A 13,122-nucleotide genomic window follows, 5' to 3' on the forward strand; every position below is an offset into this window, starting at 1 on the left:
ACTTATCTGGTTATAGAAAGTATTTTCATCTCATTCAAAGCTAAATATTTCTCTTGTGAAAAAGCAAATTTAAATTATACATATTAAAAACTCTTAATTAATAAGGAGGAAAATCTAATGCGAAAAACTAAGGTATATTATAGAGGATGTTTAGTTGGAGGGGCTATAGGCGATGCTTTAGGCTGGCCAGTTGAATTTATGTCCTTGGAAGAAATAAAAAGTAAGTATGGAAAAAATGGAATAAATAACATTATTATAGGGAGACGAGGAAGAGCAGAAATAACAGACGATACACAAATGACGTTATTCACTGCAGAAGGATTATTAAGAGGAGAGACTAGAGGATATAACAAGGGAGTAAGCGATAGTAATAAATGTATATATAATGCTTATTTAAGATGGCTATATACACAAGGTGATCCAGCAGATGATGATTTAAATATATATGATGGGTATTTAATTAAGCAAAAAGAATTATATGTAAAAAGAGCGCCAGGAATGACTTGTTTGACATCGTTAAGAAATAGAGAGTTAGGAACTATTGATAATCCTGTGAATGATAGCAAAGGGTGTGGATGTGTGATGAGAGTAGCTCCAGTGGGACTATTTTATAGACCTAACTTTGCTTTTAATAAAGGCATGGAATGTGCCGCTATAACACATGGTCATATTACAGGACATCTATCAGCAGGAGCTTTTGCCTATATTATTTCTAGTATAATATCTGGAATGGATATAGTTCACTCTGTGGAAGATGCTTTAATTGAACTTTCTAAATATTATAATAGTGAAGATGTTATAGATATATTAAAAAAGGCTATTAATTTATCTATAAGTAAAAAGAGTAATGAGATATGTATAAAAGAAATAGGACAAGGATGGATTGCGGAAGAAGCACTTGCTATAGCAGTTTTTTGCGCGTTGAGATATAAGGATGATTTTGAAGGAGCAATAATAGCTGCGGTTAATCATAGTGGAGATAGCGACAGTACAGGAGCTATGACAGGAAATATTTTAGGTGCACATCTAGGTTTAAATAAAATTCCTAGAAAATGGACTAGTAAGTTAGAGTTATATGATGTAATAACTAAAGTTGCAGATGATTTATTAACAGGCTATTCTGATGAGGGAGATTGGTGGATGAAATATCCGGGATATTAAAGGATTATAGTTAAATCAAATGTAAATGTTATCATCGAAAGAATAAATAGAATAAGGTAGTAAGTGTGATATAATTATGTTAACAAATGAAAGAAGTATAAGGAGAGCGTATGGGAAAATCAAATGTTAATATAATTAAGAAAGAAAAAAGTATTATAAAAAACTTAGCAAAATGTGCTTGGATAATATATTCAAGTATTGCAGCTATATGTATAGCTGCAGTAACAATTATAAATTCTACATGGATATATAAGTTAGTAGTTAAAAAGTATGATTTAACAACTATAACAGGATTAAGTGAACAAGCTTTGATGATGGAATATGGAGGATTGATTAATTATCTTCAAAACCCATTTATAGACAAGCTTGAATTTGATAATTTTGTTATGAGTACTTATGGAGAAGTTCATTTTTACGAGGTTAAGAAGATATTTATAGCCTTGATGGTAATTATTGCTGTTTTTATAATGGCATTAGCTGGATGGTTCATTTTTAATAAATATAAAAAGGGTTCGATAAATATTAGAGGATTACTAAGAAATTTTAATAATAGTGCAAACCTATTAATAATATTCTTTATAGGAATAGTAGTTCTTTATTTTATAGATTTTTCGTGGGCATTTACAATGTTTCACAAGTTATTTTTTAGAAATGACTATTGGATTTTTGATCCAAGGATAGACCCAATTATAATTGCTCTTCCAGAGGAATTATTTATGATATGTGGGGGAGCAATTTTAATTTTATTAGTTATTATGATTATAGCTGTTAAATGGGGATATTATAGAAACAGAAATAATATTAAGTCATACTCAGAAAACAGTGCTATAGAGGTATAAATAGCATAATACGATTATGAGAGAAAATGGGAATAAAACAATTTATGCAAATTGTAAAAATTATAGTGAGATAATGTTCATGTTAAGAACATATTGTTTAGTACCAATAAAAGAGGAGTTAAGTAGCGATAAGATAGAGATTTAAATAAGGGGATTTATTTATTATAGGAATAAATGTATCAATAGTATTTTATAAGAATATGATGTAATGACAATAAATTTTAATTAGGATTTAAAATGAGTAAAACTAAGTCTGAAGTAAAAAAGATTAGAAAAAAGATATCATATACCTTAAAGCATGAAAGAGAATCTAAGAATCAACCATCATTTACTAAGGAGGATGCATTACTTATAGCTAGAGCCTTGAAAATTGATTTCGCTAAAGAAAAGTTTGATTTAGACGAGTTTACGGCTGGGGTTAATGTTGAACTTGAACATGGAACAAAGTGTCCCGAATGTAATGTAACTAAAAATGATCCAATACTTACAGGAAAAATAGCTTTAGCGCATTTGAAGGAGTTCCCGGATTATTACACAAGGTTAAAGAAGTTGGAGGAAGAAGCTACAAAATATTGGAGTGAAAATGTTTAGTTAATTTCCATGATTTTAGAGGCATAACTAGTAGAGATAAGATTAGTTGAGAAACTACTAGATGAATTTGATAATATAAGACAATTGCCTTCGGAATAGAGTTATGACACTCTGCCGAAGGCACATTTTTTTAAAATTAAGTTTTTATTAGTTATGCAGTAACGCTAACTATCCAGTCTTTACATTGTGGAATTGTGCAAGCTACGTCTTGAGGATCTACCTTTGTTACAAATATTATATCTCTAGTATCTACAGTTGGTCTAAGTTTTTCTAATATTTCATCAGAATTTAAATCAGATACTACTAAGAAACCGGTAGGGGTAAATTGTGCCCATTTTCCTAGTGTTTCTATTGTACAAACTAAATCATAATCTGGATCCCCTCCGCATCCACAATCTTCACCGTGTTCGTGGTCTTCTCCACAACCACAGCTATCACTATGTTCGTGATGATGATCTTCTCCACATCCACAGTTATCATTATGCTCGTGGTGATGCTCATCTCCACATCCACAACTTTCACTATGAGCATGTGTTCTTTGTTGCATAAAATATGTAATTAAATGTACTGCCATAATAACACTCCCTTTTTATTTATTTTTTACTTAAGTTCATTTAAGAAATTAGAACTTTAAAGATTTACTTAACTGTATACTATACTACTTGGGATTAAAAAGCAAATAATCAAAAATAACGTATATAAGATATATTTATAAATTTTAAATGTAAAGCGATTATAAAGTTGAAAAATAACTATATATGAATTAAATTCGAGATTTTATTTGCAATTAGATTAAAATTAAATATTTATACAAAAATTAATGGAAGAGACTTAAAGAAGATTCTAGATTGATTTAAAAGTTAAATAATATTTATAAAAGTCAGCATAGGAATAGTCTATGTTAACTTTTATATTAACGAATAATTAATAAAAATATAGAAAAAAAATCAATAAAAAGTGGTAAAATTTTACAGTAAAGGGTATAATAATTATATATAGATATTAAAAGTTACTAAGGGATAAATAAAAATAATCTTGAGAATATATTTATCTCTTGTTAACGTTTAAATGGGTGGTAAAAGGGAGATGTAGCTATGAAAGAAAGAGTAAAAATAATTTTTCAACGTATACTATGGAACCACAAAAAAAGAGTGATGTATAGAAAGCGTAATAAGATAAAGAATGAAAAAATAAAAAAAGCTATATAGTAAAAGAATTATTTAAGATACAATATATAAATTTCATATAAACTTTAGTATATTAAAAAATATTATATACATTAGAGATAGTTAGATAATATAAAAAGTAGAGCTTCGGCTCTATTTTTTATTGTAGTTATATATATGGTGAAATCCTTAGACCCGTGGAATCACAAATATATCAGCATAGTAATAGTATAGTAGTGAAAATTTTTATTAATGGAGAAATATAAAGTGGGATATTATGTTGGAGTTAGTGGCAATACAAAAATTTATGTAGAGGACATTAATATAGAATGTAAGGACGTTATAGTATTTCTACATGGATGGCCAGGAAACCATAACTTATTTGAATATCAATTTGATTACTTTTCACAAAAGGGATATAGATGTATAGGGTTAGACCAAAGGGGATTTGGAAAATCTGATAAACCATCATATGGGTATGATTATAATACATTGGCTGATGATGTAAAATCCGTTGTTGATCAGCTTAAGTTGAAAGATTTCACATTAGTGGGACATTCTACTGGGGGAGCTATTGCGATAAGATATATGGCAAGACATAATGGCTGTGGAGTATCAAAACTTGTATTATGTGCAGCTGCAGCACCTAGTCTTATAAAACGACCTGACTTTCCTTATGGGTTAGATAAATCAGCGGTTGATAATATAATAATGGGAACTTATATGGATAGGCCTAAGATGTTAGAAGACTTTGGGAAAAGTTTTTTCTATAGGAAGGTAAGCAGACCGTTTTCAGAATGGTTTTTACAATTAGGTTTCCAAGCAGCAGGATGGGCTACAGCAGCAGTTGCTCGTACATGGATTAATGAGTGTCTTTTTGAAGATATGAAAGAAATAAATGTTCCTACACTAATCATGCATGGAATCCACGATAAAGTAATTTTACCTCCACTTGGAGAGGTGCAAAATAAACTTATTAAGAACTCTAAACTAGTAAAGTTTAAGAAAAGTGGACATGGACTATTTTATGATGAGAAAGATAAATTTAATGAAGAACTGATGGGCTTTGTTGAGAAGGATAATTAAATTTAATAATTTATTATAATGCAAAATTAAAAGGACACGGTATTGTGTCCTTTTTTACTCTATGCATTTAGATTATGAAGTTTGCATTAGATGAAATTAAATCATAAGATATTTCTTGAAGCTAGTAGGGGATTTTTCAGTAGTTTCAAAACTAAAGGCACATTTACAGGAATTTAATTAATTATTCCAGTCTTTACATATGATTTGCTAATTTGAAATAATACAGATATTAACTTATGTTATAACTGTAAATAAAACTATGATATAATATGAAATAACAGTAATAGAAAAAGAGGCGATAATAATGCAACTATCAAAATTTACAGATTATGCTTTTAGAGTATTAATATATTTAGCAAATAATAGAGATAAACTTTCTACTGTAGAAGAGCTGGCAGTAGAGTTAAATGCATCAGAGCATCATATAAAAAAAGTAGTTCATAAGCTTGCAAAAACAGATTTTATAATATCTATAAAGGGAAGAACTGGTGGACTTAAGCTGGGACTAGAGCCTGAAGAGATAAATTTAGGAGATGTTCTTAAGTTAACAGAGGATAATCTTAATCTAATTGAATGTTTCAATAAGCCAGATAGTTGTCCATTTATGGCTCCTGGCTGTAAGCTTAAAGGCATATCAGCAGGTGCACTTAATCGATTTATTGATGAATTTTCAAAATATACACTAAAAGATATTTTATAAAAAATAGTATTAATGGGAATTATAATGATAGATATAGCAAAAGGTGAGTGTTTAGTATGTTATATAATGCATTATTATTTCCATTATTTTTTTCTATGTCATTATTTATGAACAGGGGACAGGTAGAGAGTAGTCCTGATATTAAGAGAGCAGTAGAGGAGTGTATAGATAATTATAGTGAAAATGTAGCTGTATATTATTATAGATTAGATGGAAAAAAAGAATATTATTTAAATGAAGACAAGGTATTTAGAGCAGCTAGTTTAAGTAAGGTTCCTCAGGCAATGGAGGTGTTAGATAAAGTAAGTAATGGTGAGTTATCTTTGGATACAATAATAGAATATAGTGAAGAGGATTATGAAGAAGGCACAGGAATACTTAAATTAAAAGAAAACATAGGAAGTGTGACTGTAAAAGAAGCTTTAGAATTATCACTACTTTACTCAGATAATATTGCCAATAATATGTTGAACAGGATATGTGGCTATGATTTAAATTATTATATATCAAAATTAAGTGGTGAAGATATAACAGTGGGAAATATTACAACAGCAAAAGAGCAGGTTGAAATTTATCGGAAGCTTTATTCAGATGAGAAATATTCTTTAATATTAGACTTGCTAAAAAAGACATGCTGTCATGATAGATTAGACAAGTATATTGAAAATGATAAAGTAGCCCATAAATTTGGGAACTATTATCGATATTATCATGATGCAGGTATTATATATGACGAAAATCCATATATATTGGTGGTTCTAACTAAGGATATAGGAGCATTATCAGAAGTTCTTGAAGATGGAGCAATAGAAGATGAAAGAAGGTTAATTGATGATGGAGAAAAATCCTGTGAACTTATAGCTGAAATATCTATTAAAATATATCAATGCAATTAAAATAATGAGCTTCTTAATATACAATATATTAAAGTATTAGTAATAACTTTAATATAAAATAATTGTTATATTTTCACATATTATTAGAAATATGATAAAATATATGTGAAATTATATTGATTAATTGGGGGGATTATATGAAGAAGTTTTTTATTGGACTAATTGGACTAATATTGTCGATAGCTATTATATCCGTTGCTATGATTGCAGCTTCAGGACATACCAAGTATAAGGAAGCCATAGATACTATTAGTTTAAGTGACAAGATTAATGAGATAAGAAGCTCTGATACTTATGTTGAGATTGATGATATTAGTGAAACATTTAGAGATGCTATAGTAGCAATAGAGGATATGAGATTTTATGATCATGGAGCTATTGAGCTTAAGTCATTATTAAGAGCTATTTTAGTAAATCTTAGGGAAAAAGAAGTGCTTCAAGGTGGAAGTACCATAACTCAGCAGGTTGCAAAGAACCTATACTTTGATAATGATCAGAATTTTATAAAAAAGATAGCTGAGATGTTTGTAGCATTCGATTTAGAGAAAAATTATAGTAAAGATGACATATTAGAGCTTTATGTAAATATAATTTATTACGGAGATAATAATTATGGAATAAAGGAAGCTAGTAATAACTATTTTGGGGTAGAACCTATAGATTTAGATTATGACCAAAGTACATTACTTGCAGGTCTTCCTCAAGCACCAAGTGCATATTCTTTAGGGGAAAACTATGAGCTTGCTAAAGAAAGACAAGAAGAAGTAATAGAAGCACTTGAAAAGTTTAAAAAATTAAAAAATAAATAATAGTTAAAGTTAGGAAAATCTTAACTGAGCAAAACACAATAAATAAGTTAGGTATACAAAAAATATGCCTAACTTATTTTTAAATTGTAAAAAATATTGCAAAAGAATATAATGATAAAATGTTAATTTATTATGAGTAAAGAAAAAGGAGATTTTAATGAAATTCAAAGAAATTACATTGTCTGATATAGATATCATTTCTAATATTTATACAGAAACATTTAGTTCTGAGCCATGGAATGAACCATGGACAAAGGAAATATCAAATAAAAGATTAAAACAAATGATTAATTGTGAAGGCTTTTTTGGCCTTATTGCTTATGAAGGAGATTCTCCTGTAGGTATGATACTTGGAAATGAAGAATATTCTTTCAGAGGTTTAGAATTTTATATAAAAGAATTTTGTACTAGTAATACCGTTAGGGGGAAAGGTGTAGGAACCTTTATTTTAAATGAATTTCAAGAACGTCTAAAATCTAGAGGAGTATCAGAAGTTTGGCTGTTAACATCTAAAGAGGAAACAACAGAAGGATTTTATAACAGAAGAGGGTATACGTCTTGCAATGATTGGGTTCTTATGAGAAAAAAACTTTAGAATATTACTAAAAAAGGTTGTACATGAAAATAAATAGATGTTTTCGTGTACAACTTTTTAGTTATCATAACATATCAGCAGCATAGATATTCCTTAATTTATGGAGGTTAATCAAATTTATACAGTCTATTAAAACAAAGCCATTATATTATTCAAAATTTCGAATTTGAAAAAATAATAACCCCAGGGGGAGGATTGTTAAGCAAAACTTCTGTTGATATACTTTATTGAAGAATAATGTTTTAAGAGGTGGAAAATGTCAAATTTATTAAACGATATAGAAAAATACTGGACAAATAGAGCTGATGGATATTCTAGTGTTAATAAAGGCGAGTTAGCTACAGTACAAAAGGATAAATGGCTAGATGAAATTGAGAAAAATTTAAATGAGCTATCTAATAAGCCTAAAGAGAATATAAAAGTTTTAGATATTGGGTGTGGACCTGGCTTTTTTTCAATAATTTTGGCAAGGGCAGGATATAAAGTTACTGCAGTTGATTATACTAGCAAAATGATTGAAAAAGCAAAAGAGAATTGTGGAGATATTGCAGATAAAATAACTTTTATAAAGATGGATGCGCAAAACCTAAAGTTTGATGATGAAAGTTTTGATGTTGTAATTTCTAGAAATTTAACATGGAATTTAGAAAAGCCTGATATGGCATATAAAGAATGGATACGAGTATTGAAGAAGAATGGAATTCTATTAAATTTTGATGCTAATTGGTATCATCATTTATTTGATGATGAGAAGAGAAAAGAATATGAGGAAGATAGAAATAGAGTTGCTAATAGCAATTTAGAAGATCATTATACTTGTACTGATATCGAGTCTATGGAGGAAATAGCTAAAAAGGTTCCGTTAAGTAGAATAATACGTCCACAATGGGATATTTTAACCTTAAATAAGCTTGGAGTAACATCGGTTAATGTAGATTTAGATATTTGGAAAAGCTTATGGTCTGAAGAGGAAAAAGCTAATTATGCATCTACTCCAATGTTTTTAGTTAAAACTATTAAGTAATTAATTTAGTTATTATTAAATTATATTATTTTCTTTAAAGATAAATAAAACTAAGAAGGGAGAAAGCTTGTGATAAAGTACATATGCAAAAGGTTTCTTCAGCTTATACCGATTTTATTTGGAATAACATTCATTACCTTTGCAATGATGAATACTACAAATGTAGATACAGTAGATAAACTACTAGAGAATACTGGGGGAGTAGTTTCGCAGCAGGTAGAAGATGATATGAGAAGTGAGTTGGGATTGGACAAACCTTTTTTAGTTCAGTATGGAAATTGGATGCTAGGAATATTTAAAGGGGACATGGGTGAATCTTATGTTTCTGGAAAGTCAGTATTTAGCACAATAATATCAAAGTTGCCAAATACATTTCTTTTAATGGCTTCATCTATACTATTAACTATTTTAATAGCAATTCCTTTAGGTATTATTGCAGCTGTTTTTCAAAATAGGTTTATTGATTATATTATAAGATTTTTAAGTTTTATAGGTAATTCACTGCCGGGATTCTTTTTAGCATTACTATTAATTCTTTTATTTTCTGTAAAATTAAAGTGGTTACCTATTATAGGTTCATCAAGTGGTACTAATTTGAAGAGCTTAATTATGCCAACACTTACACTTTCTGTGGCAATGATATGTAAATATATTAGACAAGTAAGAGCTGTAGTATTAGAGGAATTAAATAAAGATTATGTTAAAGCTGCTTATGCGAGGGGAATAGGAGTAAAAAGTGTTTTACTTAAAAGTGTACTTAGATGTTCATTAATGACTATTATTACACTATTAACGCTATCAATTGCATCTCTACTTGGTGGAACAGCTATAGTTGAAACTATTTTTATGTGGGACGGAGTAGGAAAATTAGCAGTTGATTCAATTAATATGTATGATTACCCTATGATACAGGCATATGTAATTTGGATGGCATTTATATATGTAGCTATAAATCTTATATCTGATATAGTACATCATTATTTAGATCCGCGTATAAGATTAGGAAAGGAATAGGGAGTAATGGTTATGAGTAAAAAGAAAAAAACAAAGATAAAATTAATTATCTTTGCTAGTATATGTGCGATTATATGTTTAATAGCATTAATGTCAGAACACATTGCTCCATATGATCCTTATGCTCAAAATTTAAGTGAAGCACTTAAAGCACCGTCTTTAGCACATGTTTTTGGTACAGATAGATATGGAAGAGATGTATTTTCAAGAGTATTAGTAGGTGGAAGAAGTAGTATTTTTTCTACTCTAGCATTGATATTAATAATTACGATAGTAGGAACAGTAGTTGGATTATATTGTGGTGTATATGGAGGAGCTAGAGACATTATACTTATGAGAATAGCAGATATGTTTTTAGCGTTTCCAGGTATGGTATTTGCTATTGCAGTAGCAGCTGTTTTAGGCGGAGGAATGCAAAATGCTGTAATTGCATTAGCTGTAATTAGTTGGCCAAAGTATGCAAGAATAGCTAGAACTCAGGCAATGACTCTAAAAAACCAGCCATTTGTTGATGCAGCAAGGCTTAATGGATTGAGTAATGGCAAAATAATAATTAAGCATATATTACCTAATGCTATAGGGACAATAATTGTAATGTCGGCGGTAGATATAGGAACAATGATGATGGAGCTTGCAGGGCTTTCTTTTTTAGGGTTAGGAGCTATAGCTCCAGCAGCAGAATGGGGAAGTATGATGAATGATGGAAGAAGTATGATTCAAACTTCACCATGGATGATTTTAGCACCTGGAATAGCTATTTTTATAACTATAATGTGTTTTAATTTATTAGGAGATACAATTAGAGATTATTTTGATACTAAATAATTCATGAGGAGTAGGGAAAGTGAACAGGAGAAAAAATAAGTTAATAAGTTTATTAATGGTAGGATGTATATTTACATCAATATTAACTGGATGTGGAAGCAGTACGGAAAAAGATGCTAGTGATAAAGTAGAAGGAAATAATACTATAACAAGTTCAAATGAAAAAGTATTTACTTATGGAACAACAGCATATGGTCCAGAGATGGGTAATGCAGGCTTAAATCCACATGATAATTATTCAGGGTGGTCAGCAGTGCGTTATGGCGTTGGGGAAACTTTATTTAAGTTTAATGAGAATATGGAGTTAGAACCATGGTTAGCAACTGGTTATGAACAAATTGATGATAATACTATGAAAATTTCTTTACGGGATGATGTTTATTTCAGTAGTGGAAGAAAAATGGATGGGGAAGCTGTTAAAGAGTGCTTAGAAGACCTTATTAATGTCCATGATAGAGCTCCTGGTGATTTAGATATAAATAAGATAGAAGCAGATGGACAAAGTATAACAATAACTTGTAATAAGAAGGTTGTAGATTTATTAAATTATTTAAGTGACCCATATGGAGCAATAATTGATATGGAGTATGGTGTTACTGAAGATAGAAACGTAGCAGGAACAGGACCATTTATAGCTGAAAAAATATCAGATTCAGAAATAGAGTTAGTTAAAAATGATAATTATTGGAATGGAGAAGTGAAGACTGACCGTGTAATAGTTAAGAGAATTACAGATGGAGACACTCTTACTATGGCACTTCAAAGTGGAGAAATAGATGCAACGCAAGGGCTTCCATATGCAAGTTTACAATTATTCGAAAATAATGATGATTTTAAGATAAGCTCTACAGATACATCTCGTACATTTTTTGCAGCTATGAATTATGATAATGAAAACTTACAAGATATAAATGTTAGAAAGGCAATAGCATCTGCCATAGATAAAGAAGGTTTTACAAGTGTATTGTTAAATGGCAATGGAACTCCAGCAGTAGGACCATTTCCAGAAAACTTTGCATTTGGTGATAAGACTGTAACGGCATCTGAATATAATCTTGATACAGCAAAGGAATTATTAAAGAAATCAGGCTGGGAAGATACAAATGGTGATGGATATGTAGATAAAAATGGAGAAAATTTAACCATAAGATGGTTAACATATCCAGGTAGACAAGAGTTACCTCTTCTTGCAGAGTCTGTTCAGTCAACATTAAAAGAAATAGGAATTGATGTGAAAGTTAACTCTACAGCAAATCATTCAGATGTTTTAAAAAGTGGAGACTGGGATATTTATGCTAGTGCATTTGTAACAGCACCTACAGGAGACCCAGCATATTTCTTTACAACACATGCATTAAAAGATTCCACTAAAAATAGAGGAAAATATTATAATGAAGAATTAGAAAATTTATATGCTGAAATGAGTAATACATTTGATATTGAAGAAAGAGGAAAATTAGCAACAAGAATGCAACAAATTATTTTAGATGATGCTTCATTTATTTTTGCTTCTCATTTAAAAATGTCCTTTGTAATGAAGTCAAATATTTCAGGCTTTGAAGCTCATCCTTCAGATTATTATGAGATTACAGCTGAACTTTCAGTAGAATAGATAGGAGGATATATGAAAAAGCCTTTACTACAACTTAAAAATATATCTATAAAATATGATGATAAACTTGTAGTTAATAATATTTCTATGTCTGTATATGAAGGAGAAATACTTGGAATAGTAGGAGAGTCGGGAAGTGGAAAAAGTACTCTTATAAAATCTATAATTGGTATTTTAGGCGATGGAGGCCGTATTGTAGAGGGAAGCATAATATATGAAGGAAAAGATATTACTAATTTAAATAAAAAAGAGTTAATGGCAATTAGAGGACAAGCTATAGGAATGATATTTCAAGACTGTAAGTCTTCTTTTTGTCCAATTAGAACAATAGGAAATCAATTGTATGACTCAATGAGAGCTCATATGAAAATTACGAAAAAAGAAGCATTAATTAGGGGAGAGGAAATATTAAGAGAACTTAATATTAAAGATCCTAAAAAATTTCTTAATAGCTATCCTTTTGAATTATCAGGCGGTATGAATCAAAGAGCTGGAATTATGATGGCGATGGCATCTAATCCTAAAATATTATTAGCAGATGAACCTACTAGTGCATTAGATGTGACAGTTCAGCGTAAGGTTATTGATGAGCTTATGAATTTAAGAAATAAGTTTGGAACTACTATAATTATTGTAAGTCATAATATGGGAGTAATTTCTTTGATTTCAGATAATGCTTTAGTAATGAAGAATGGAGAATGCATAGAGTATGATTCAACAGAGAAGATATTTAATCATCCAACAAAAAGATATACTAAAGAGTTAATTAATGCAATGCCTAAATTAAGAAATGAAGTAGTTTAA

14 protein-coding genes are annotated in these 13,122 nt (G+C 29.7%); 13 read left to right on the plus strand and 1 reads right to left on the minus strand.

All coding sequences use genetic code 11. The features are described from left to right. Window positions 1-117: 117 nt before the first annotated feature. The 3 genes from ARA56_RS05055 (at window position 118) to ARA56_RS05065 (ending at window position 2,591) form a co-directional block, all read left to right on the plus strand. Complete coding sequence (locus ARA56_RS05055) at window positions 118-1,161, plus strand: ADP-ribosylglycohydrolase family protein (RefSeq protein ID WP_055264574.1); 1,044 nt, start codon at window positions 118-120, stop codon at window positions 1,159-1,161. Between the two features lie 110 nt (window positions 1,162-1,271). Next, complete coding sequence (locus tag ARA56_RS05060) at window positions 1,272-2,000, plus strand: TIGR01906 family membrane protein (RefSeq protein WP_055264575.1); 729 nt, start codon at window positions 1,272-1,274, stop codon at window positions 1,998-2,000. 237 nt (window positions 2,001-2,237) lie between these two features. Beyond that, window positions 2,238-2,591, plus strand: a complete 354-nt coding sequence (locus ARA56_RS05065; RefSeq protein ID WP_055264576.1) for a DUF5661 family protein — start codon at window positions 2,238-2,240, stop codon at window positions 2,589-2,591. A gap of 151 nt (window positions 2,592-2,742) precedes the next feature. On the opposite strand, the gene ARA56_RS05070 is transcribed toward ARA56_RS05065, so the two are convergent. Then, window positions 2,743-3,165, minus strand: a complete 423-nt coding sequence (locus tag ARA56_RS05070) for an FKBP-type peptidyl-prolyl cis-trans isomerase (protein WP_055264577.1) — start codon at window positions 3,163-3,165, stop codon at window positions 2,743-2,745. Window positions 3,166-4,024: 859 nt separating this feature from the next. Here ARA56_RS05070 and ARA56_RS05075 point away from each other — a divergent pair. The 10 genes from ARA56_RS05075 to ARA56_RS05120 all read left to right on the plus strand — a co-directional run bounded on the left by ARA56_RS05075 (window position 4,025) and on the right by ARA56_RS05120 (window position 13,122). Further along, window positions 4,025-4,843, plus strand: coding sequence for an alpha/beta fold hydrolase (locus ARA56_RS05075; protein WP_055264578.1), 819 nt, complete (start codon window positions 4,025-4,027; stop codon window positions 4,841-4,843). 304 nt (window positions 4,844-5,147) lie between these two features. Continuing rightward, window positions 5,148-5,543 carry an RrF2 family transcriptional regulator gene (locus ARA56_RS05080; RefSeq protein WP_055264579.1) on the plus strand — a complete coding sequence of 132 codons (396 nt, stop codon included), beginning with the start codon at window positions 5,148-5,150 and terminating at the stop codon, window positions 5,541-5,543. Window positions 5,544-5,599: 56 nt separating this feature from the next. After that, the gene (locus tag ARA56_RS05085; protein WP_055264580.1) at window positions 5,600-6,439 is read left to right on the plus strand and encodes a serine hydrolase; all 840 of its coding nucleotides are present in this window, start codon (window positions 5,600-5,602) and stop codon (window positions 6,437-6,439) included. 137 nt (window positions 6,440-6,576) lie between these two features. Next, window positions 6,577-7,248: a biosynthetic peptidoglycan transglycosylase gene (locus ARA56_RS05090; RefSeq protein ID WP_055264581.1), complete on the plus strand. Its 672-nt coding sequence runs from the start codon at window positions 6,577-6,579 to the stop codon at window positions 7,246-7,248. 157 nt (window positions 7,249-7,405) lie between these two features. Next, window positions 7,406-7,843, plus strand: a complete 438-nt coding sequence (locus ARA56_RS05095; RefSeq protein ID WP_055264582.1) for a GNAT family N-acetyltransferase — start codon at window positions 7,406-7,408, stop codon at window positions 7,841-7,843. 256 nt (window positions 7,844-8,099) lie between these two features. Further along, a complete protein-coding gene (locus ARA56_RS05100; RefSeq protein WP_055264583.1) occupies window positions 8,100-8,867 on the plus strand; it encodes a class I SAM-dependent methyltransferase in 768 nt (255 codons plus the stop codon). A gap of 69 nt (window positions 8,868-8,936) precedes the next feature. Then, complete coding sequence (gene nikB, locus ARA56_RS05105) at window positions 8,937-9,881, plus strand: nickel ABC transporter permease (RefSeq protein ID WP_055264584.1); 945 nt, start codon at window positions 8,937-8,939, stop codon at window positions 9,879-9,881. A gap of 12 nt (window positions 9,882-9,893) precedes the next feature. Next, window positions 9,894-10,706 carry a nickel transporter permease gene (gene nikC / locus ARA56_RS05110; RefSeq protein WP_084758964.1) on the plus strand — a complete coding sequence of 271 codons (813 nt, stop codon included), beginning with the start codon at window positions 9,894-9,896 and terminating at the stop codon, window positions 10,704-10,706. A 19-nt stretch (window positions 10,707-10,725) separates the two neighbouring features. Continuing rightward, window positions 10,726-12,318 (plus strand): ABC transporter substrate-binding protein, encoded by a 1,593-nt coding sequence (locus ARA56_RS05115; protein ID WP_341380073.1) that lies wholly within the window; start codon window positions 10,726-10,728, stop codon window positions 12,316-12,318. 12 nt (window positions 12,319-12,330) lie between these two features. After that, complete coding sequence (locus ARA56_RS05120) at window positions 12,331-13,122, plus strand: ABC transporter ATP-binding protein (RefSeq protein ID WP_055264586.1); 792 nt, start codon at window positions 12,331-12,333, stop codon at window positions 13,120-13,122.

Source organism: Clostridium disporicum, from assembly GCF_001405015.1.
In the GTDB taxonomy this organism is placed as follows: domain Bacteria; phylum Bacillota; class Clostridia; order Clostridiales; family Clostridiaceae; genus Clostridium; species Clostridium disporicum_B.